Consider the following 22399-nt stretch of genomic DNA (forward strand, 5'->3'; position numbering starts at 1 on the left):
ATTCTTTGGCGGAATTACATTTTGAGTGTACCACGAATGGCTTATTTATTTGTCTAGCTTAATTTTACAATCGACGTCATTATCGAGTGATAAATTGAAAAGAGACGAAGATATTCTCTCGCCTCTTTTTCTTCTCTTTCAAAATAAACACTGCTGTTTGATGGCCTTCTACAAGTCTTTAATCACTTGGCGAATGCAGTCCAATGTCTCGTCCGGCAGCGAATGATCTGCCTGTTCTTTGTTAAAGTTTTCTAGAAACTCCAATCGCATCTTCATTCGATCCTTTACCTTACGTAAATAAGAGGAATCTAGAAAATCTGGCTCATAACCAGGTGTTTCTAGATAACGCAAGCCGTTTACTTCTGCAAATGGCTTGAATTTTGCCGTCTCCTCCACTACCGATTCAATGGATTGCAGTGTCACTTCTTTCGGTATCTTTTTGTCCAAGAAGAAGCCTGTATTAATAATGTAACAGGCCACACCTTCCCTGCTGAGCAGTTGCTTAAAGTCATTGTAGTCTTCTACGAGCGGATAAACCCGAAACGGATTGGCATACGGTTCGATAACCAAGCTGTCAGCTGCTTTTACATTTTCGGCGCTCGTTCTCTTGGTAGCGAGCGTTGCACCAAAAGTAGAAGCTAGGATCGGATTCGTTACTTGCACGAGGGGTGGTAAAGAATCATCCTTCATAATCCAATAAACGGCATTAGTCGGTTCAGTGAAGCGGTCAACCCGGTTCGGGGTAGAGTAGCGAGACTTCACCGTACGTCCGTTTCCATTGCGGATATCCTCCGTAACCAGTACTTTTTTACTATCTGTATCTACAGTCACGCCGACATTCTGCACAGTTATAAAATAATCTTGTTCTCCGTGGTCTGCTGGATAGTCTTGCGTTTTATCGAAATAAGAAGGTTCTAAAGCGATGGAAGAACCATCATCCAAACGAATAATAAAGGCATCATCATGCAAGACTTTAATTTCATACTTGTTGTCATGTTTTGCATGCGTGAGAGTAGACTTCCCTGATCCCGACAGCCCAAAGAACGCTGCCACGTAAGAACGATTCTGGTCTAAGTAGAAAGCTTTTTGACCACCATGGCACGCTACATAATTATTCCGATGCGCGGTCCCCCATGCCAACGTTAAGGTGCCCTTCTTAAATTCTCCAAAGTATTGCATCCCTAAAATACAGGCAACATTTTTATCTGGCTCAAAATAAGCGAGCCCTACTGGATAATCAGGGTGACGCCAATCCGGGTCGGTATAGATATAAATATCTCCATCTTCATAAGGCTTAGAATTTTTATACATCTCATTGTACGTTTCATTTGTTTCTTGAAAATTTACCAACCAAGAGTACAGGTTGTTTTCTTGCCCTTCTGGAAATGCGATGTGTGCTTTGATTATGAATTCGGGATCCAGCCCTACATAAGCTGAAGTTTTGTAATACGTTCGGTCACGGTTTTGATAAATGACTTCTCGCACGATTCCTTGTAATTTCTCATCTTCCGCCCGATCATCACCAACCGTTCTTCGAGCGCGTGCGGTTCGTCCGAATGTTTTACCGCCGTTTTCAACTAATACCTTCGCATCATCGGGCAACCCTAGTTCTTTTGTATGTTTTACCGGTAAATCCGTTACAATGGTGCTCCCATATTCAGCTGCCAATCGATACGCTTCCGTCAGTGACAAAACCTCTACCATGTTATTACCATAAAACGCCGTCTCAACAGTTGTCCGTAGTTTCGTTAACAAGGGGTTTGTTTTCTTCAGAGCAGATCTCTCATACCGTTCGACAGTTGACATCTCACACCACTCCTTTAAATTGTTACCTTCATTATAAACGTTCTACCTACTTATTGTAACCCCTTCCATCTATTATTTATTCTATAGCGGAACGGAATAGATTCGCATTTTCAAAAAACTCTGCTATCTGAATCAGCACCGGTTCTTGGCCTTTTTGAGCCATCAATTGGACGCCTAGTGGTAGCTTCTCTTCATTCACGTAGAGCGGCAAGGAGATAGCGGGTTGCCCTGTGAGATTCGCCAATTGAGTAAAGGGGGTGACTGCTAGTGACTTTTCAAACATTTCATAGACGAGTTGAGCTGCTTGAATGATTGAAGTACCTTCATCCATTGCTTGTAACCTTCTGAGTAACTCCCTTGACTGGTATTCCCTCGACAAGAGTGGCGCAACTTCAGCAGTCGTTGGAGTCAAAAACAGATCATATTGCTGATGATAGTTTGTCATCACTTCAGCGGCCTGATCCCAGACTGCAAAAGCATCAATATAATCTGCTGCGGACAGTTTTAATCCATATTGATAAATGGCCCATGTCATTGGTTCCATATCAGAAGGAGTGAGAGAGCGATTCATCCCACGCGCAATTTTTTGCATCATTGCAGCCGTTTCGGCACCATTCATTACATAATAGGCTTCCATTAACGCTACACCATCATACTCTGGAGCTGCTTCTTCTACTACTGCACCTTGGTCCTGGAAGAGTTGGATGACTGACTCTACAGCATGAATGGCATCTTCTGATACGGTACTTCCAACTGGTGAATGGACTGTATAACCGATGCGTAAGGTAGTAAAATCTAATTCGTTCCATAAATCAGACTCTAGAAGTGGAGCAATCTGATAGGGAGCTTGAGGCTGCTTCCCTTCTAAGAGATGTAACAAACTATTTGTATCTCGTACTGAAGAAGCTAAAACAAACGGTGTCGATGCTCCGCCCCAACCTCGCATATTTCCAGGTCCTACTACCATTCTTCCTCTACTTGGTTTTAATCCAACTAATCCGTATAAGAAGCTGGGATTCGAATCGATCCACCTCCATCCGATGCTCCAGCAGCCTGTACCATTCCACTGCTGACTGCTGCCGCACTACCCCCACTTGAACCGCCAGGAGTACGCCTTACATCATAGGGGTTTTTGGCATCTCCGTATAGTTGAGAGTCCGTGATATTTTTGAAGCCAAATTCAGGGACATTCGTCTGTCCTAAGACAATAAATCCTGCATCTACCAAACGGGACACTAAATGGTTCGTTTCCTGCGCTCTGACATTTTGAAGCAAACGAGATCCACTGGCATCTGGTAAGCCAGTCATATTTTGTCCTAGTTCTTTTAGTAAAAGAGGAACTCCGCCAAAGGGTTTCCCTTCATTGTTTCTATTTTTTGCTTCCTCACGAGCTGATTCGAAACGCTCATGAACGACAGCATTCAAGGAAGGATTCTTTTCTTTGATAACCTTTATTGCTTCTTCTACCAGTTCTAATGGTGAAGCTATTTTTTCTCTTACCATCCTTGCTTGCTCTGTAGCATCCATCGTCATCCCTCCTTTTCAGTTAAAAAGAGGAAAGAATACGGCTGTATTCTTTCCTCTTTATCTTATTTATTTCTTTTTTTGCTTTCCATCAAGATTAAAGGCGTCGCGCATTTTGTCGAAAAATCCGCCTTCTTCATGGCTCACGGAGTCACCACTTGCTTCAGCAAACGCATGTAGCGCTTCTCTTTGTTTATCGTTCAAGTTTTTCGGAGTGACAATCGTAACTTTAACGTGTTGATCGCCTTGGCCGTTTCCGCGTAAACGAGGTGCCCCTTTTCCTTTTAGACGGAAATTGGTTCCTGTTTGTGTTCCAGCGGGAATTTTTAGTTTCACATTTCCGTGAACGGTCGGTACTTCTACTTCGGTACCTAAAGCTGCTTGGGCAAAACTAATTGGCTGAACATAGTAAATTTCTGCACCTTCACGGTCAAAAATATCACTTTCTTCAACAGAGAAAATAACATAGAGGTCTCCGTATGGTCCTCCATTTGAACCTACTTCCCCTTGTCCTGCTAAACGAAGTTGTTGACCATCTTCCACACCTGCTGGAATGGTTACATTTACAGAATGTTCTTTTTCAACATGTCCATTTCCACGACAAGTTTGGCATTTTTCAACAATTTCTTTACCTGTTCCTTGACAAACATCACAGACTGTTTGAGTCATGACACGACCAAATGGTGTATTGCGTTCCACTTGCATCGCACCTGATCCATGACATTTGGAACAAGTTTTTGGCTGGGTTCCTGGTTTGGCACCGGAGCCGTCACACGTTCCACATATTTCCTCACGTGCATAACGAATAGTCTCTTTTTTCCCAAAGATTGCTTCTTCGAACTTTAAGTGAAGGCGATATTGTAAGTCTGCTCCTTGACGAGGTGCATTGTAGCTTCTGCCTCTGCCTCCGCCGCCACCAAAGAAGGTTTCAAAAATATCGTCAAAGCCACCCGTAAAGCCGTCAAACCCACCTGCACCGCCGCCGAAGCCACCATAGCCGCCACCAAAATTAGGATCTGTACTTGCATGGCCATACTGATCGTATGCAGCACGTTTTTGGGAGTCGCTTAACACTTCATATGCTTCTGCAACTTCCTTAAAACGATCGGATGCATCTGGCTCTTTGTTGATATCGGGATGGTATTTTTTCGAAAGCTTTCGGTACGCTTTCTTTATTTCGTCATCAGATGCATCCTTTGATACACCTAATATTTCGTAATAATCTCGTTTTGCCATTTAATTTCCTCCATATCCTGCTAGAGTACCGGCAAGCAATCAGTCAAACACGTACAGCCCCTAAGGTACTGTACGTGTTCTGCTTCCTGTTATGAGAGGACTTAATTAGTCGTTGTCCACTTCTTCAAAATCTGCATCCACAACATCATCGCCTGTTGAACCAGTATTCGCATCTGTTGCTTGACCTGCTTGGTTTTGTTGAGCAGCTTGTTCGTAAAGTTTAACTGTCAAGTTTTGTACAACTTCATTCAAAGCATCACGTTTTGTCTTCATTTGTTCCAAATCGTTTGCTTCTACAGCAGCCTTCAACTCATCGCGTGCTTCTTCTGCTTTTTTCACTTCGTCTGCTTCAACTTTACCTTCAAGGTCTTTCAACGTTTTGTCAGTTTGGAAGATTAATTGGTCTACTTCATTGCGTAGTTCTACTTCTTCTCTGCGTTGTTTGTCCGCTTCAGCGTTTGCTTCTGCATCTTTAACCATTTTTTCAATCTCTTCATCTGTTAAACCAGAAGAAGATTTAATTGTAATTTGTTGTTCTTTTCCAGTTCCCAAATCTTTTGCACTTACGTTTACAATACCGTTTTTATCGATATCGAATGTAACTTCGATTTGTGGAATTCCACGTGGTGCTGGTGGAATATCGGTTAATTGGAAGCGTCCTAATGTTTTGTTGTCCGCAGCCATTGGACGTTCCCCTTGCAATACGTGTACGTCTACAGCTGGTTGGTTGTCTGCAGCGGTAGAGAATACTTGTGATTTGCTTGTTGGAATCGTTGTGTTACGGTCAATTAATTTCGTAAATACGCCACCCATTGTTTCAATTCCTAGAGACAGTGGAGTTACGTCTAGCAATACGATATCTTTCACGTCACCTGAGATAACGCCACCTTGGATTGCAGCACCCATTGCTACTACTTCGTCCGGATTCACTGATTTGTTAGGTTCTTTGCCTGTTTCACGGCGTACTGCTTCTACAACTGCTGGAATACGAGTGGATCCACCAACCAAGATTACTTGATCGATTTCACTTTGGCTTACACCAGCATCTTGCAAGGCACGACGAACTGGTCCTTTTGTACGTTCAACTAAATCATGAGTCAATTCATCGAATTTTGCACGAGTCAAGTTCATTTCTAAGTGCAATGGACCTGCTGCTCCTGCGGTAATGAATGGCAAGCTGATTTGAGTAGAAGTAACACCAGAAAGGTCTTTTTTCGCTTTTTCAGCAGCATCTTTCAAACGTTGTTTCGCCATTTTATCGTTTGCTAAGTCAATGCCATTTTCTTTCTTGAATTCACTTACCATGTAGTCGATGATTTTGTTATCAAAGTCATCTCCACCTAGTTTGTTGTCTCCAGCTGTACTCAATACATCAAATACGCCGTCTCCTAATTCAAGAATGGATACGTCAAATGTACCACCACCCAAGTCAAAGACAAGGATTTTTTCTTCACGTTCTGTTTTATCTAAACCATACGCCAAAGCAGCAGCAGTTGGTTCGTTAACAATTCGTTCTACTTCTAGACCAGCAATGCGGCCAGCATCTTTTGTTGCTTGACGTTGTGCGTCATTGAAGTAAGCAGGAACTGTAATCACTGCTTTATCTACTTTTTCACCTAAGTATTCTTCCGCATACCCTTTTAGGTATTGTAGAATCATTGCTGAGATTTCTTGAGGTGTGTAGGATTTACCTTCCATCTCTACTTTGTAACCAGCTTCGCCTACATGGCGTTTGATCGAGCTGATGGTATGAGGATTTGTAATTGCTTGACGCTTTGCAACTTCCCCTACTTGAATTTCTCCATTTTTGAAAGAAACAACAGATGGTGTTGTACGATTTCCTTCTGGATTTGTGATGATTTTTGCTTCTCCGCCTTCTAATACGGAAACTGCTGAGTTTGTAGTTCCTAAGTCAATACCAATAATTTTACTCATAATCGAAAACCCTCTCCTAATCGAAATTGTTCAATGTATTATTCTCTTTATTATTGTGCCACAACAACCATGGCAGGTCTAAGAATACGGTCATTTAATCGATATCCTTTTTGCATAACAGACACGACGGTGTCCGCAGCTTGTCCTTCTTCAGCGGGTTGCACTTGAATTGCCATATGATAGTTTGGATCAAACGGTTCGTTTAGTGGATTCACCATTTCAACGCCTTCTTTTTCCAATGCTTCAACAAGCAGGTTATAAACCATTTCTACCCCTTTTTTCAAGTTCTTGGCTTTTTCATCTTCTACTTCTGTTTCCAAAGCCTTTTCTAAACTATCCAAAGCAGGTAGCAAAGAAGTGGCCAAGTTTTGAGAACGGTACTTGGCAGCATCTTGTCTTTCTTTTGCATTTCTCTTTTGAATATTCGCAAGTTCTGCTTGCACACGCAAGAAACGATCTTCTAATTGCTCATATTCACCTTCCAAGTTTTCCAACTCTGATTGATTCGCTTCCTCAACCGGAAGTACTTCCTCTAATTCTTCATTTTCATGATTATGTTCCGTCACATCGATTCTCCTTTACCTATTGTTTAAAGTAGTCGTGCATACTGTCTGACAACTCATTGCTCGTAAGGCGCATAATTTTAATAATTTGGTCGTACGGCATATTGGTTGGCCCCAATAGAGCAATCAATCCTTTTCCATTTCCACCAACATGGTAAGAAGCGGTAATCAGACTAAAATTGCTTAACAAATCATTGTTTAATTCGGAACCAATTCGAACAGTAATGTCTTCCTCATTCGAAAACAGTAAGGAATGCAGCAACTCTGATTGATGAATCAATTCGTAAATCGATTTGACTTTCTCTCGCTCAGTAATCTGCTCTAAATCAATGTAGTTTAAGAGATTCATCTCTCCTCCTACATAGATTCGCTCATTATCCATCTTCGAAAGTATTTCTCTAAAGATTGCAAAAAGATCCATTTCAGCTCCCACATATTTCTTAATGATGTGGGGAATCTCCGTTTGCAACTTCTGCATGACTTCCGTCAACGGTAGACCTACTAATTCTTCGTTAAAAATATTAATCATTTTTTGCAATTTGCCCTCATCCATTTCCTTCGGCAAAGCAAAAATTTTGTTTTCAACATAGCCTTTGTCCGTCATTAAGATGGCCATATAATGCCCACGCGTAATCGGTACAAAACGAAAACCTGTAAAGCGACTGTTTTTCCGTTCAGGACCAATGCTCACTGCTGTATAGTTTGTCAGCAACGATAGCATCTCAGCAGAAGTTTCAATAATCTCTTGCGCTTCCTTATAAGGTGCACGAATCGATTCTTGAATGACTTTACGTAAATCTTTTGACGAATGGTCATGTGTTTTTTCAAGCAGTTGATCAACATAATAACGATAACCTAGATTAGATGGTCTCCGCCCCGAAGAAGAATGCATTTTTTCCAATAGGCCTAACTCTTCAATGCGCATCATATCGTTACGTATGGTGGCAGGAGAAACAGATAGATTGGACTCTTCGAGTAATGTTTTTGATCCGATTGGTTCGCCATATTCAATATAGTGGTTGATGATAAGGTTCAATACGATTAATTGTCTTTCGGTTAACATGTATCCACCTCACTTTAGCACTTAGACTGAATGAGTGCTAACCCATAATTAAAGTTATCATGTAGGCCTATGTTTGTCAACCCTTTTGTACTTAAAACAAGAAGGAACGAAACACTTCATTTCCTAAAAAAGTACCCTTTCTTGTCAGCCTAATAAAGCCCTCTTCTTCTTTTATTAATTCCTTCTGCAGTAATTCTTGAAGGACATCTTGATAGTATCCTTCCATTGGATGGTTGAACTTTTTCTGGAAAGCAGCCTTATTGACTCCTCTCATGGTTCTTAGACCTAACATCATCTCTTCTTCCACTTTGTTTGCTGCTGTTAAGGGTTGGCGATAAATAATGGGTACTTTCCCATCGCGCAAGGGTTCGAGATAATGTTGGATGGGACCAAAGTTATTATAACGTTCTCCTTTTAAGTAACCATGAGCTCCTGCACCAAAACCAAAATACGTTTCATTTTTCCAATAAGCTAAATTATGTTGGGACTGATAACCTGGCTTAGCATAGTTCGATATTTCATATTGCTGTCTACCCGCCGCTTCCATTGTCTCAATCGCTAATTGATACATATCTGCTTCTTCATCCTCAGATGGCAAAGGAAGCTTCCCTTGGCGCATCAAGTTGTAGAAAATCGTCTTGTTTTCTAGAATCAAGGAATAAATAGAATAATGCGGCAAATCCAGCTCTAATGCTTTCTCTAATGTAGTAGCAAAGTCCTCATACGTTTGCGTTGGCAATCGGAAGATGAGATCAATACTGATATTATCAAAACCAGCTTGATGAGCATCCGCAACACATTGGTAGACTTGTTCTGCCGTATGAATGCGACCAATCCTTTTTAAAATGGCGTTATTGAAGGATTGAACCCCCATACTAATCCGGTTCACACCATAGTTTTGCATAATTTTAAATTTCTCTAAGGATACACTTTCAGGATTGGCTTCGCAAGTGAATTCAGCATTGGCTGGCATAGAGAAAATATCTCTTATTCCTGCCAACAACCGGTCCAGTTGCCGTTCGTTTAAGGTAGTTGGTGTCCCTCCACCGATATAAAATGTTTCAACGGTCTCATCAGGATGAAGTTCGTGCATCAAACTCATTTCTTTTATTACCATATCCACATATTCATCTACGGGCTGTCCTTCTAAAAAGACTTTATTAAAGTCACAATAAAAGCAAATATGCTCACAGAATGGGATATGTAAGTAAGCTGCAGTCATCAGTCAATCGCCTCGTTCATCATTTCTTCCGGATGGGCCATGAAATAGGACTTCGTATCCACTGCATCTTTTTCTAGCTGTGTAATTAATTCTTGTGCGGAGGAAAATTTCCATTCATCACGCAAGAAATGGTGCCAGCGCACTTTCACTTTTTCTCCGTAAATCATTCGATCGAAGTCAAAAATATTCACTTCAACTGTTTTGTCACGATTTTCTTCAAACGTAATATTGTACCCAATCGAAGCCATCCCTTGGTACCATTTCCCTTGTACCTCGATGCTCACTACATAAACCCCAGTTTTCGGCAAACGAATTTGCTTTCCTACTTTGATATTAGCCGTTGGATAACCTAGCTCTCTTCCTCTTGCATCTCCATGCATAACGCGACCCTCAAATTGGTAAAGGTACCCCAACATGCGATTTGCTTTCTGCATATCACCATCATCAAGGGCTTGGCGAATACTTGTAGAGCTGATTTTTTCTTTATTCTCTGCTACTTGCGGAGAAATTTCAATAATATCAAAACGTTTTTTGGCATAGGTAGGTAAATGAGCCATATCCGCAATTGTTTTCGGGCCGTATGTATAATCAAAACCAGCCACAATCGCTTTGGCGTGTAAGCCAACAATATACTGGTCCACAAATTCTTGTGGACGTAAAGTACCAAAGTCATAAGTAAAATCAATAACATAGAAGTAATCTACTTCCAATGCTTCCATTAATTCGATTTTACGATCTAAAATGGACAGATACTTCATCGATTCCGCATCCAACTTTTTATAGACAATGCTTGGATGCTGGTTAAAGGTCATGACGGCGAGTTTACAGTTTCGTTGCTCTGCTTCTTTTTTGGCAGCCCGAATTACGGCTTGATGCCCTGTATGCACCCCATCAAAGTAGCCAAGAGCAAGTACAATCTCTTCATTTGGGATTTCTTCCTCTTGATAAGGATGATGTAAATAAATAATTTCCATACTCAACACTCTTTCATGTCGCAAATTTAAGTTAAGAACATTTTTCGTGGTTTCAAATATCCGTCTTTGCTTGGATGTTTCTCATACAATGCTACCAAATTCGCTTCATAATAGAAAGCAAGGACTGCTTCCATGTCATATTCCGCAAATTCCGTTGTTTCAAGTACGGCTCCATTCTTCACACTTGTCCATAAATCTTCGGTTAAATCAACTTTAGGGTAGTCGGTAAAAATCATCTCGATTGGACGCAAGATGGTATCCACTTGTCCCTCTTCCATTAATTGTCTTATTTCATCCAAGGTCACACATTCTTTGGCTTCAAAAGGACCACTCTTGATACGCGTCAACTGGGACATATGTGCAGGAAAGCCAAGTTTGCTGCCTAAGTCCACTGCCAGTGTTCGCACATAGGTTCCTTTCCCGCACCAAACGCGGAAACGCCAAGATACCGTATGGTTTTCTTCATTGTAGTGCACCTCTGAGATTCGTTGAAAGGAATAAATGATTGCCTTTCGAGTTGGACGCTCCACTGTTTCTCCACTTCTAGCATATTCATATAATTTTCTGCCATTCACTTTCACTGCAGAATACATGGGTGGAATTTGAGTGATTTCTCCTTCAAAAGAGGTCATCATCTCATCAATCACTACTTCTGATAAAGGAGCTTCTACTTTTTTAATTTCCACTATTTCTCCATGTGCATCTTCAGTAGTCGTGGAAAATCCCACGGTGATTTCACCTTCATAAGCTTTGTTCATATCGGTCATGAATTCGACCGCTTTAGTAGCTGAACCGAGACAAATCGGTAAAACACCGTCCACCTCAGGATCAAGCGTACCCGTATGTCCAATTTTCTTCATTTTTAGTATTTTTCTTAACTTGAAGACACAGTCATGACTGGTCATTCCTCGTTCTTTCCATAATGGTAAGATTCCATTCATCTTTCTTCCCCCATTCATACAGCCCATTTATTATAGCATAGTACCACGCATTTCTTGAGGGACTTTCGTCGTATTTTTAACGGATTCAGCGCCTACTCATAAAAAAAGAGGCTGGCTTTTCACCAACCTCTCCTTCCTCACTGATGATTAAAAAACTGAAATAGAAAAATGGAACCCCAACCAATTATAGCCAAGAGGTAGGTCCAATAAAAATAGCGGTGCTTCGTTTTATGGCGGAAGAGGTTCATCCCAATGATTCCTCCGAGCGCACCGCCTAGTATGCCTACGAGAAGCAAGGTCTTTTCGGAAATGCGGTATTTTCGTTCACGTGCACGTTTTTTATCGACTCCGATTAAGACAAAAAGGAACAGGCTCGAAAGGAAAAACCATAGTAACAGAATCGTTCCCATCAGGCTTCGTATTGACCGCTTTGACGAATAATTTCCACGATCACGTCTGTCGCTCTTTCCATACTTTCTACGGCTACAAATTCATAACGGCCGTGGAAGTTCTCGCCGCCAGCAAAAATATTAGGTGTAGGCAGTCCCATATAAGTTAACTTGGATCCATCTGTTCCACCACGAATTGGTTCAATAACCGGTTTAATCCCTAGTGTCTGCATTGCTTTTTCTGCCAAGTGAATCGGACGCATGTCTTTTTCCAATAATTCACCCATGTTGTAATATTGATCTTCCATCTCTACAGAAACGCGGTCTGCTTGGTAAGCCGCATTCATTTTTTCGGCTACTTTTTGCATCATCGTTTTTTTCTCTTCAAAGAGAGCGCGATCGTGATCGCGAATGATGTAGGTCATCTTGCTGTCTTCAACGGTTCCTTCTATTCCAAGCAGGTGATAGAAACCTTCTCTTTTTTCTGTTTTTTCCGGCACTTCATCAGCAGGAAGCAATTGGTCGTATTCAATTGCCAACTTGATTGCATTCACCATCGTATCTTTTGCAGTACCTGGATGAACATTCTTCCCTTGAATCGTCACAACTGCTTGGGCTGCGTTAAAACTTTCATATTGCAATTCCCCGATTGGACCGCCGTCCATTGTGTAAGCAAAATCCGCATTGAAGCTAGCCACATCAAATAAGTCTGCACCACGGCCGATTTCTTCATCCGGACCAAAAGCAACTTTCACATCACCATGCTGGATGCTTGCATCATTCTTGATGATTTCTACCGCTGTCAAAATTTCAGCAATCCCAGCTTTATCATCTGCTCCCAACAAGGTATTTCCATCGGTCGTAATCAATGTATTGCCGATATAATTTACTAAATTAGGGAAATCAATTGGAGATAAAACAATATTTTTTTCTTGATTCAAAACAATCGCTTCACCGTCGTATTGCTCATGGAAAACGGGACGCACATCTTTTGCTTCAAAATCAGCTGTATCCATATGAGCAATGAAACCAATAGTCGGAAGTTTTTCCGTTGTATTCGCTGGTAGTGTTCCTGTTACAAAACCATTTGCAGGATTGTAAAAGACGTCTTCCAAACCAACCTTCTCCATTTCCGGAATTAACACTTCTTTGGCGAAGGCCGTTTGACTCGGTGTGGATGGAACCGTACGACTGCTTTCATCAGAACGGGTTTCATATTTTACAAAGGTAATAAAGCGTGGCACTAAATTTTCATACATGGACATAACTTCCTCTCTAGTGAGTTATAGTTGGTGGTCAAACAGAAATGGGTTGGTATCTACAGAAGAGGCGATTACTTCAATATCCCACTCTAGTGTTTTTTTCCATTCTAAAACCATTTCCTTTAACTTTGGCATACAAATTTTCTCAATATGATGACCGGGATCAATCACGGTTAATCCTGCTGCTTGCATATCATGAGCAGTATGGTAGTAAACGTCACCGGTAATATAAACGTCGGCACCTTTTTGGAGTGCTTTTGGATAATATTTACCCGCATCGCCGCCGCACAGCGCAACACGTTTAATCGAGTTATTCAACCCATTTGGCGGAGTAACCACACGAACTCCTTCTACAGCAAATGATCGCTTGACGTGGTGAACAAAAGCAACCAAGTCCATTTCTTCCGGCAAATTCCCTACTCTTCCTAATCCGAATTTTTCGGGTTGCATTTGATCGATGGTATAGACTTCAAAAACAGGCTCTTCATAGGGGTGCGCTTGATAGAGAGCTTCCATTACAGTGGAAACTTTATTTTCTTCAAGGATGACTTCTATCCGTTCTTCTTCTACTTCTTCTGGTGCCCCTACTTCTCCAATTGTAGGGTTTGCAGAACCTACTGGGGTGAAGCGGCCAATTCCGCTCATGGAATACGAGCAATCTTGATAGCTATCGGTAATATTTCCAGCGCCTGCCTTCGTGATGGCATCTCGCACTTGTTGGGCATGTGTCTTCGGTGCATAGACATTCAACCGTTTTAAAGGAATGGTACGTGAAACGTCCATAATCTCCACATCAGTTAACGACAATGCTTCTGCTAACCAGTCGTTCATACCATTATTCGCATTATCTAGGTTGGTATGTGCCGCATAGACTCGAATATCATGCTTGATCAAATCGGCAAACATTCTCGTTTGTGGGTCTGATAAATCCAGACGGGCGAGTGGCCGATAAATAGGCGGATGATGCGCTAGAATGAAGTCAACGTTTTGTTCAATCGCTTCTTGGACAACTTCTGGTCGTACATCCAGGGTCACCATAACTTTTCGAACCGTTTGCCCCAAGTCTCCTACATGTAGGCCTACTGGATCTTTTTCTTCTGCCAGCCATAACGGGACAACTTTTTCAAACTGTTGGACAAACTCGTAACCGGAAATATTCTTCACGAAATCTCCTCCTCTATTGTCTCTCTCATGTGCTCCACTTCTTTTTTCTTGGAAGAAACATCGCGCTGTGATTGGTCTAGACTTTGTAAAATATATGCTATCTTTTCCAACTCACTTTGCCACTTCTTCTTAAAAATTTCATTTTTTTCTTGGCGTAATCGTTTTCCGAATAAATAGTCTTCTTTTGAATACGTTTCTGTAACAGAAGATGGTTCAGCAACTACTATTTCATAGATTTTATCATTTTCTTCGATAATTTTCTCTTCTATAATCGCATATTCATTTTCAATTAACCAACGACGCAACTTCGCTTCAGCATTATTTGGCTGTAAAATAAGACGAGTTACTCCTTCTAACTTTAGCTCTTCTTTTCCTGCATCAAGGATACGTGCAATCAAATCGCCGCCCATGCCACAAATGGTGATGGTATCGATTTGGTCACTGGTTCCAATGACAGCCAAGCCGTCTCCTAATCTTGCCTCGACTTTATCAGTTAAGTTGGAGCTTTGAATTTGTTTTTTGGCTGAGGTAAAAGGACCAATGACCACTTCTCCTGCTATGGCAAAGTGGACGATTTCCTTTTGAGCCAAATAACAAGGTAAATAGGCATGATCTGAACCGATATCGGCTAATCTAGCCCCTGGTTGAACAAAGGATGCAGCGAGTTCTAACCGTTTTGATAATTGTGTTTCGTTCAATCTTGCTCCTCCTTTCTTCTTTCTCTTTTATCTACTAATCTTATCAGTTTCAGAACTAAAATTAAAGCATCCATCTAGAAAAGCAAAAAAAACGAGACAGGAAGTTACTCCCGTCTCGTTTTACTATTCTCTTCATATAGAAGAACCTGATTTTATTCTAGGAAATCTTTTAGTTGTTTCGACCGGCTTGGGTGGCGTAACTTTCTAAGTGCTTTGGCTTCGATTTGACGAATCCGTTCACGGGTTACCCCAAAGACCTTCCCAACTTGTTCTAACGTCCGAACATTTCCGTCATCCAATCCGAAGCGTAAACGCAGAACGTTTTCTTCACGATCGGTTAAGGTATCAAGCACTTCTTCTAGTTGTTCTTTTAATAGTGTTTGAGCCGTATGTTCTGCCGGGCTTGTTACCTCTTGGTCCTCGATGAAGTCACCTAGGTGAGAGTCATCTTCTTCCCCAATTGGCGTTTCCAAAGAAACAGGTTCTTGTGCAATCTTAATGATTTCACGAACCTTTTCAGTTGGCAAGTCCATTTCTGCCCCAATTTCTTCCGGTGTTGGTTCGCGTCCAAGGTCTTGTAGTAATTGACGTTGAATTCGAACTAATTTATTAATGGTTTCTACCATATGTACTGGAATTCGAATCGTTCTTGCTTGGTCCGCAATCGCACGAGTAATTGCTTGACGAATCCACCATGTCGCATAGGTTGAGAACTTAAATCCTTTTTCGTGGTCGAATTTTTCTACTGCTTTCATCAAGCCCATGTTACCTTCTTGAATCAAGTCTAAGAACTGCATACCACGGCCTACATATCTTTTCGCAATGGATACCACTAAACGCAAGTTCGCTTCCGCTAATTCTTGTTTTGCTTCTAAATCGCCTTCTTGAATTCGGATAGCAAGGTTTTTCTCCTCGTCTCCGGTCAATAAAGATACACGACCAATTTCCTTCAAATACATCCGAACTGGATCATTAATTTTCACTCCAGCAGGTACAGAAAGATCCTCTTCCGGTTCTTCTTTCTTTTCTTCTTTTGTAACGTTTGGTTTTTCTTCCGTTTGCAACTGACGGGTTGTTGGACCGCCATCTGCATCTACGACGCTCACACCATTATCTTCCATTGTTTGGATCAATTTATCCATCTGATCTGCATCCAATTGGAAAGGTGTAGCTACTTTATCCGTAAGTTCATCATAGAAAATGGAACCTAAAAGCTTATGCTCTTTGATAACTGCATTGGTAACTTCTTCCATGGTAAGGCCTTGTTCATTTTTTTTAATCGACATAAAATGATTCCTCCATTTCAATACGGATTACTGCTTTGTTTGCTTTAATTCTCGGGTAAGTACGATGTACTCTTCTAAAAGCTGTTTCGCCCGTTCTTTATCTTGATCCCGATTTGCCTCTTTAATGGCATTTTTCTTTTGTTGGATGCGTGTATGCAGCGACTGAGAGCCAATCACACCAATTAAATCGGTTATTTCCTGAGGAGAAAGATCCGCCTGCAGATCAATCATTTCAATCTCAATTACCTTCTCAATCAACTTTACATCCTTTACCCAGTCCAAGAACGCATCGATATGACCGACCTCCTCCATTTCATCATGAAAGGCATCGTACAACATATAAATCGTCTGATGCGTTTCATCGGTAAAATGGAAATCAGGACTCAATTCCCGCAAGTAAGACCACGCTTCTTCATGATGGAATAAGCGGTATAGCAGTTGCCGTTCGCTGACTTCAACCAAGTTGTATTTTTTCTTCACAGAAGGTTGGATGGTTGTTACGATGGGTTCTTCTTTGGCTTGCTTGCGTTCTTTTGTCTGGTTTTTCAGATGATCTTTTTGATATTCTTGAAGCTGCTTCTTTAATACATTAGCATCCATATCAAAGTCTTGCGCTAATTCATTCAAGTACATTTCACGTTCAATGATGGAATCAACTTTCACTAACAACTTCACCATTTGTTCCAAATAGTGAATGCGATCTTTCTCTGAATCCATATTGATCTGACTGCGTAAATACCTGCCTTGAAAATGGAAGATGGTTTCTCTTTGTGTCGTGATTGCATGTCGAAAGGCTTCTGCGCCTTTTGCTTGAATGTAATCATCTGGATCCATCCCAGGCGGCAAGGGAAAGACGGACAAATCGAACCGATTGCCTACTTGAAGTAAATCAATCGCCTTCTTTGTCGCCTCGATTCCTGCACGATCTCCATCATAAGAAATGACGACTGAGTCGACAAGCTTATTCATCATCCGAATTTGCTCATCCGTTAAGGAAGTCCCCATTGAAGCCACACCGTTTGTCACACCGGCTTGAAAGGCAGAGATTACATCCATGTATCCTTCAAATAAGATAACTTCTGAAGTCTTACGCATCTCTTTACGCGCTTTATCCAAGTTAAAGAGAAAGTTGCGCTTTGAGAAAATGATGGTTTCCGGACTGTTTAGATACTTTGCTTCATGATAGTCAGACTGAACGGGTTCCTCATTCGGCAACATTCGTCCCGAAAAGGCGACCGTTCGTCCTTTTTCATCTCTCAACGGAAACATAATCCGTGCTGCAAAGCGGTCCAATAATTCCCCATTCTCACTGCGGTCCGTAAAAATACCTGACTCTTGTAATGCTTCATGGTTGAAATTTTGTTTAGCTAAGATTTGCTGGGTCGTTAACTTATTTGGAGGAGAGAATCCTACTTGGAATTCTTTTAATAATTCTTCGGTGAATCCTCGTTGTTTTAAGTAAGCCAGCGCCCCTTCACCCGTCACTGTATTCATCAAAACCTGATGATAAAAAGCTACTGCCGCTTCATGAATCGCAATGAGCTGTTCTTTTTTGTTGTGCAACGGACTGCGAGGTTCAGAATCGTTCAACTGAAGGTCAAGCGGGATTTCCGCAATTTCTGCAGTTTTTTGAACGGCTTCTATAAAGCCAATCCCTTCAACTTCCATTAAAAATGAAAAAACATTTCCCCCTCGCCCACAACTAAAGCAATGAAAAATTTGTTTCTCATCCGTTACAGAAAAGGAAGGAGTTCGTTCATCATGAAATGGACAAAAACCAAAGTAGTTCTTTCCCCGTTTTTTTAATTGTACGTACTGACTAACCACATCGACGATATTCGTTTCGGTGCGGATTTTATTGATGGTCTCTTCCGGAACTCGAGTTGCCAATGACACCACCTCTTTTAAGTGTTACATTCGAAAATGTGCATAAATATACAACTTAAATTATACCAAATAATTGCCTCTTTAGCAATGGACGCGTACCAAAGAAGATGAAAATAGTAGTATAGTCCCTTACGGAATTACACTACTACTTCATCACCTTCGTTCAAGGCTAACTTAAATATTGTTGAATCACTTTCCAAGCTTGTTCTTTTCCTTCTCCCGTTTCACTAGAGAAGAGGATCAGATGATTGTCACTTGGCAGTTGAAGAGTTTTTTTCGTTTGCGCAGCATGTTGGTTCCATTTCCCACGCGGAATTTTATCAATCTTCGTGGCTAAAACCGTGTAAGGAATTTGATAAAAATCAATAAATTCCTTCATCATGACATCATCTGCAGTAGGTGGGTGTCGGAAATCGACGACTAAAAAGACGTGTTTTAGTACATCTCGTTGGGTGAAATACGTTTCTAGCATTTCGCCCCATTTTGCACGTTCCGTTTTGGATACTTTTGCGTACCCATATCCCGGAACATCCACAAAATAAAATTCTTTGTTAATCAGATAGTAATTCAAGGTCTGGGTTTTCCCAGGTTTACTTGAGGTTCGAGCCAATGCCTTCCGGTTAATCATCTTATTAATAAAAGAAGATTTCCCTACATTTGACCGGCCTGCAAGAGCAATTTCTGGAAGCCCCGTATCCGGGTACTGTTTCGGTGTAACAGCGCTAATAATAATCTCAGCGTCATGTACTTGCATGTTTTTCACTTCCTTTGGAATAAAATCGAGGAAAAAACCAATGTATGGAAAATTCCGATACATTGGTTTTTTGTCCTTTATTAGCTAATGAGACGTTGATCGTCGCCGTATAGAAGTGGTTTTCCTTCTCCGTCAATGATGTCTTCTGTAATAATCACCTTGGAAATTTCATCACGACTAGGGATTTCATACATAATATCCAACATAACATTTTCAATGATAGAACGTAGTCCCCGTGCTCCTGTATTGCGGTCGATTGCTTTCTTAGCAATTTTTTGCAAAGCAGTTTCTTCAAACTCAAGCGTAACTCCGTCGATATCCAATAGTTTTTGATATTGTTTTACCAACGCATTTTTTGGTTCCGTCAAAATATGAACCAAGTCAGCTTCTGTAAGTTTTTCCAAAGCAGCCATAATCGGTAGACGACCGATGAATTCTGGAATTAAACCAAATTTCAATAAGTCTTCGGGAATAATTTGTTGCATTAAGCTTTTTTCTGAATCTTCTTTGGCTTTTGTTGTGCCAAATCCGATTACTTTTGCACCTAGGCGTTCTTTAACGATTGTTTCAATTCCATCAAACGCTCCGCCCACGATGAACAGGATATTTGTGGTATCAAACTGGATAAACTCTTGATGTGGATGCTTGCGCCCGCCTTGTGGTGGAACGTTCGCAACTGTACCTTCAAGAATTTTAAGGAGAGCTTGTTGCACCCCTTCCCCACTTACATCGCGAGTAATGGAGACATTCTCACTCTTACGAGCAATCTTGTCGATTTCATCGATGTAAATGATGCCGCGTTGTGCACGCTCTACATCATAATCAGAAGCTTGTAACAACTTCAATAGGATGTTTTCCACGTCTTCACCGACATATCCTGCTTCCGTCAAGCTCGTTGCATCTGCAATCGCGAAAGGAACATTCAAAATACGTGCCAACGTTTGAGCTAAGAAGGTTTTTCCTGATCCAGTAGGACCAATCAGGCAGATATTACTTTTTTGTAATTCTACTTCGTCTTCTTTTTGGCTAGGTGCTTGGCTGATTCGTTTGTAATGGTTGTAAACAGCAACAGACAGAGTCTTCTTCGCTACATCTTGCCCAATTACATATTCACTAAGAATTTTACGAATTTCTTGTGGTTTTGGAATGTCCGTAAACTCTACTTCTTCTGTGTTGTAAATTTCTTCATCAATTATTTCCTTACATAAGTCAATACACTCATTACAAATGTATACATCTGGTCCAGCAATGATTTTCTTTACTTGATCAGAAGACTTTCCACAAAAGGAACAGTGAATGCTCGTGCCGTCATCTCGAAACATTTGCATTCTCCTTTCTATTATTTAAGTATCTCTTGTTTAGCTCCCCATTCACTCGGGGACTCATTTAAGAATGCAATTTATCTTAACATATTCTGACCAAATAAAAAAGTATTTTGTCTCTACCTGCTGTTTCGGGGTATTTCCCCTTTATCCTAAACAAAAGGGACACCTGCTACACGCAATGTCCCTTTTGAGTTTTACTTATCTCGATTATGCTTCAACAGCAGAGTCAGTTACGATTGCCATTGCTTTTTTCATCTTGATGTCGTTTGTCAACATGTCGTTGCTTACCAATCCACGAACCCGTTCTGCATCCATGTTGTATTGGCCTGCTAATGTTTGAATTTCTTCAGCAATTTCTTCTTCTGTTACTTCGATGTTCTCAGCTTTGATAATTTCTTCCAAAACTAGTGTTGTTTTTGTGCGAACATCTGCGTCAACTTCCATTTGTTTATGCAAGTCTTGTTCAGTTGTTCCAGTAATTTGATAGTACAATTCAGGAGAGATTCCTTGTCTTTGCATATCGTTCAAGAACAAGTCCATTTGACGGTGTACTTCGTCATGAACCATTACGTATGGTAGGTCAACTACTTCAGCGTTCTCTACTGCTTTGCTGATTGCTTCGTCTTGGACTGCTTCATCAGCTGCTGCATTCTTGCTGTCTTCTAGTTCTTTACGGATTTTAGCTTTCAATTCGTCCAAAGTTTCAACGGTTTCGTCTACGTCTTTAGCGAACTCGTCGTCAAGTTCTGGAAGTTCTTTTGCTTTTACTTCATGAACCACTACTTTAAAGGTAGCTTCTTTACCAGCTAAATCAGCTGCTTGGTAATCTTCTGGGAATGTAACAACTACGTCTTTCTCTTCGCCAGCTTTCACACCAACCAATTGCTCTTCGAAACCAGGGATAAATGAATTTGATCCTAGTTCTAGAGAATGGTTTTGGTCTTTTCCGCCTTCAAATGCTTCGTTGCCCAAGAAACCTTCATAGTCGATTACAACTGTGTCGCCTTCTACAGCAGCGTCTTCTTTGATAGCAAGTTCTGCATGACGTTCTTGACGTTGCTTCAATGCATCTTCAACATCCGCATCTGTTACTTCACGGTCTTGTTTTTCAACTGTTAAGTTTTTGTATTCGCCAAGTTTTACTTCTGGCTTCACAGTAACTTCTGCAGTCATTACCCATGGTTGACCTTTTTCCATGCTCTTGATGTCAATTTTTGGTTGTGATACAGGTTCGATTCCTGCTTCTTTCACTGCTGCTTCATAAGCATCAGGTAGTGCCGCGTTCAACGCATCTTCAAATAGAGACTCTTCACCGTATGTCTTGTTAAAGATATGACGAGGAACCTTTCCTTTTCTGAATCCAGGAACATTAATGTTCTTTCTTACCTTTTTGAACACGTTATCCATTTCAGCTTTCATTGTTTCTGCAGATATTTCAAAAGTTAGGACACCTTCATTTGTGCCTGTTTTTTCCCAATTGGCAGTCATTTGCTTTCCTCCAAAATCGTTTCATATTCGCAATCTTCGTGATTGCATACTCATTAAGTTTACACTAGAACATTGGTAATGTAAATAAAAAAGCAAGGTTAGTTCGCTTTACAACTTGAAAAATTTCGAATTGATGGTAAAATTTTACAGACTTGATAGCTGGCCGTCTTTCTTCTTAATAACTTCTTAAACGATTTTTTCACACATTTAAGGAAGATACTGCTACAATCTGAAAGAGGAAGTGAACAACCATGACGATTAACTACCCAAACGGGAAAATCTATCAAGCTCCGAAAGAAGTCATCGAAAGGAAGAAAAAGAAAGCACCTGTTGAATATGGGAAACGAGGAATGAGTTTAGAAGAGGATATCAACGATTCGAATCGTTACTATTTGGAAAGAGGGATTGCCGTCATTCACAAGAAACCAACCCCCATTCAAGTAGTAAAGGTGGATTATCCAAAAAGAAGTGCTGCGGTTATCCGAGAAGCCTACTACCGGCACTCTTCTACAACAGACTTCAACGGGATATACAAAGGATACTATATCGACTTTGAGGCGAAAGAAACAAGGAACAAAGCCTCCTTCCCTCTCAAGAACTTTCATGAACACCAGATTATCCATATGGATCAATGTCGTAAGATGGGTGGAATCACCTTTGTGTTGATTCTTTTTTCCACTTTGAATCGCGTGTTCCTTCTAGGTAGCCAGCACGTCTCTCTCTTCTGGCATCAACAAACCGATGCAGATAAACGTAAATCTATCCCCCTTTCTTTTATTGAAAAGAATGGATATGAGATAGAACGAGGTTTCCAACCTTCACTTGATTACGTAGCCGCCATAGAAAAAATGTTGCAAACAGAAATAAAGGTATGAGGTGAAA

At 40.9% G+C, this 22399-nt stretch carries 18 protein-coding genes and 1 pseudogene; 1 reads left to right on the top strand and 18 read right to left on the bottom strand.

Annotated elements, in window-relative coordinates:
* Window positions 1-168 precede the first annotated feature (168 nt).
* From PVE40_RS07435 to tig, 18 genes and pseudogenes are all read right to left on the bottom strand, one after another.
* The gene (locus tag PVE40_RS07435) at window positions 169-1806 is read right to left on the bottom strand and encodes a phosphoenolpyruvate carboxykinase (ATP) (protein ID WP_274731261.1); all 1638 of its coding nucleotides are present in this window, start codon (window positions 1804-1806) and stop codon (window positions 169-171) included.
* 76 nt (window positions 1807-1882) lie between these two features.
* Window positions 1883-3339: pseudogene (locus tag PVE40_RS12970) on the bottom strand (amidase).
* Between the two features lie 60 nt (window positions 3340-3399).
* A complete protein-coding gene (gene dnaJ, locus PVE40_RS07450) occupies window positions 3400-4566 on the bottom strand; it encodes a molecular chaperone DnaJ (protein WP_274731264.1) in 1167 nt (388 codons plus the stop codon).
* Window positions 4567-4671: 105 nt separating this feature from the next.
* Entirely contained in the window at window positions 4672-6501 is a 1830-nt protein-coding gene (dnaK, locus tag PVE40_RS07455) for a molecular chaperone DnaK (protein WP_274731265.1), read from the bottom strand.
* Between the two features lie 50 nt (window positions 6502-6551).
* Complete coding sequence (gene grpE, locus PVE40_RS07460) at window positions 6552-7067, bottom strand: nucleotide exchange factor GrpE (protein ID WP_274731266.1); 516 nt, start codon at window positions 7065-7067, stop codon at window positions 6552-6554.
* A gap of 16 nt (window positions 7068-7083) precedes the next feature.
* Window positions 7084-8127, bottom strand: coding sequence for a heat-inducible transcriptional repressor HrcA (gene hrcA / locus PVE40_RS07465; protein WP_274731267.1), 1044 nt, complete (start codon window positions 8125-8127; stop codon window positions 7084-7086).
* A 91-nt stretch (window positions 8128-8218) separates the two neighbouring features.
* Entirely contained in the window at window positions 8219-9349 is a 1131-nt protein-coding gene (gene hemW / locus PVE40_RS07470) for a radical SAM family heme chaperone HemW (protein WP_274731268.1), read from the bottom strand.
* Window positions 9349-10323: a riboflavin biosynthesis protein RibF gene (gene ribF / locus PVE40_RS07475; protein WP_274731269.1), complete on the bottom strand. Its 975-nt coding sequence runs from the start codon at window positions 10321-10323 to the stop codon at window positions 9349-9351. Before ribF ends, hemW begins: the two co-directional genes overlap by 1 nt.
* 26 nt (window positions 10324-10349) lie before the next feature.
* Window positions 10350-11264, bottom strand: coding sequence for a tRNA pseudouridine(55) synthase TruB (gene truB / locus PVE40_RS07480; RefSeq protein WP_274731270.1), 915 nt, complete (start codon window positions 11262-11264; stop codon window positions 10350-10352).
* 137 nt (window positions 11265-11401) lie between these two features.
* Window positions 11402-11674: a DUF1294 domain-containing protein gene (locus tag PVE40_RS07485; protein ID WP_274731271.1), complete on the bottom strand. Its 273-nt coding sequence runs from the start codon at window positions 11672-11674 to the stop codon at window positions 11402-11404.
* The gene (gene pepT / locus PVE40_RS07490; RefSeq protein ID WP_274731272.1) at window positions 11674-12912 is read right to left on the bottom strand and encodes a peptidase T; all 1239 of its coding nucleotides are present in this window, start codon (window positions 12910-12912) and stop codon (window positions 11674-11676) included. The genes PVE40_RS07485 and pepT overlap by 1 nt, the downstream gene beginning before the upstream one ends.
* A 24-nt stretch (window positions 12913-12936) precedes the next feature.
* Complete coding sequence (locus tag PVE40_RS07495) at window positions 12937-14079, bottom strand: Nif3-like dinuclear metal center hexameric protein (protein ID WP_274731273.1); 1143 nt, start codon at window positions 14077-14079, stop codon at window positions 12937-12939.
* The gene (locus tag PVE40_RS07500) at window positions 14076-14777 is read right to left on the bottom strand and encodes a tRNA (adenine(22)-N(1))-methyltransferase (RefSeq protein WP_274731274.1); all 702 of its coding nucleotides are present in this window, start codon (window positions 14775-14777) and stop codon (window positions 14076-14078) included. The genes PVE40_RS07495 and PVE40_RS07500 overlap by 4 nt, the downstream gene beginning before the upstream one ends.
* A 152-nt stretch (window positions 14778-14929) precedes the next feature.
* The gene (gene rpoD, locus PVE40_RS07505; RefSeq protein WP_420828520.1) at window positions 14930-16030 is read right to left on the bottom strand and encodes an RNA polymerase sigma factor RpoD; all 1101 of its coding nucleotides are present in this window, start codon (window positions 16028-16030) and stop codon (window positions 14930-14932) included.
* Window positions 16031-16090: 60 nt separating this feature from the next.
* A complete protein-coding gene (gene dnaG / locus PVE40_RS07510) occupies window positions 16091-17953 on the bottom strand; it encodes a DNA primase (protein ID WP_274731276.1) in 1863 nt (620 codons plus the stop codon).
* Between the two features lie 166 nt (window positions 17954-18119).
* Complete coding sequence (gene yihA, locus PVE40_RS07515) at window positions 18120-18704, bottom strand: ribosome biogenesis GTP-binding protein YihA/YsxC (RefSeq protein WP_274731277.1); 585 nt, start codon at window positions 18702-18704, stop codon at window positions 18120-18122.
* A gap of 80 nt (window positions 18705-18784) precedes the next feature.
* Window positions 18785-20026 (bottom strand): ATP-dependent Clp protease ATP-binding subunit ClpX, encoded by a 1242-nt coding sequence (gene clpX, locus PVE40_RS07520; protein ID WP_274731278.1) that lies wholly within the window; start codon window positions 20024-20026, stop codon window positions 18785-18787.
* Between the two features lie 210 nt (window positions 20027-20236).
* Window positions 20237-21517 (bottom strand): trigger factor, encoded by a 1281-nt coding sequence (tig, locus tag PVE40_RS07525; RefSeq protein ID WP_274731280.1) that lies wholly within the window; start codon window positions 21515-21517, stop codon window positions 20237-20239.
* A gap of 251 nt (window positions 21518-21768) precedes the next feature.
* Between tig and recU the strand changes: the two genes are divergently transcribed.
* Window positions 21769-22392: a Holliday junction resolvase RecU gene (recU, locus tag PVE40_RS07530; RefSeq protein ID WP_274731281.1), complete on the top strand. Its 624-nt coding sequence runs from the start codon at window positions 21769-21771 to the stop codon at window positions 22390-22392.
* The last annotated feature ends 7 nt before the right edge of the window (window positions 22393-22399 follow it).

Source organism: Jeotgalibaca caeni, assembly GCF_028863945.1.
In the GTDB taxonomy this organism is placed as follows: Bacteria; Bacillota; Bacilli; order Lactobacillales; family Aerococcaceae; genus Jeotgalibaca; species Jeotgalibaca caeni.

Excerpts from the sequence above, each read along its gene's own strand:
- PVE40_RS07435 (WP_274731261.1), bottom strand. The coding sequence starts at position 1,806 with ATGTCAACTGTCGAACGGTATGAGAGATCTGCTCTGAAGAAAACAAAC.
- dnaJ (WP_274731264.1), bottom strand. The coding sequence starts at position 4,566 with ATGGCAAAACGAGATTATTACGAAATATTAGGTGTATCAAAGGATGCA.
- dnaK (WP_274731265.1), bottom strand. The coding sequence starts at position 6,501 with ATGAGTAAAATTATTGGTATTGACTTAGGAACTACAAACTCAGCAGTT.
- hrcA (WP_274731267.1), bottom strand. The coding sequence starts at position 8,127 with ATGTTAACCGAAAGACAATTAATCGTATTGAACCTTATCATCAACCAC.
- hemW (WP_274731268.1), bottom strand. The coding sequence starts at position 9,349 with ATGACTGCAGCTTACTTACATATCCCATTCTGTGAGCATATTTGCTTT.
- ribF (WP_274731269.1), bottom strand. The coding sequence starts at position 10,323 with ATGGAAATTATTTATTTACATCATCCTTATCAAGAGGAAGAAATCCCA.
- truB (WP_274731270.1), bottom strand. The coding sequence starts at position 11,264 with ATGAATGGAATCTTACCATTATGGAAAGAACGAGGAATGACCAGTCAT.
- PVE40_RS07485 (WP_274731271.1), bottom strand. The coding sequence starts at position 11,674 with ATGGGAACGATTCTGTTACTATGGTTTTTCCTTTCGAGCCTGTTCCTT.
- pepT (WP_274731272.1), bottom strand. The coding sequence starts at position 12,912 with ATGTATGAAAATTTAGTGCCACGCTTTATTACCTTTGTAAAATATGAA.
- rpoD (WP_420828520.1), bottom strand. The coding sequence starts at position 16,030 with ATGGAAGAAGTTACCAATGCAGTTATCAAAGAGCATAAGCTTTTAGGT.
- yihA (WP_274731277.1), bottom strand. The coding sequence starts at position 18,704 with ATGCAAGTACATGACGCTGAGATTATTATTAGCGCTGTTACACCGAAA.
- clpX (WP_274731278.1), bottom strand. The coding sequence starts at position 20,026 with ATGTTTCGAGATGACGGCACGAGCATTCACTGTTCCTTTTGTGGAAAG.
- tig (WP_274731280.1), bottom strand. The coding sequence starts at position 21,517 with ATGACTGCCAATTGGGAAAAAACAGGCACAAATGAAGGTGTCCTAACT.
- recU (WP_274731281.1), top strand. The coding sequence starts at position 21,769 with ATGACGATTAACTACCCAAACGGGAAAATCTATCAAGCTCCGAAAGAA.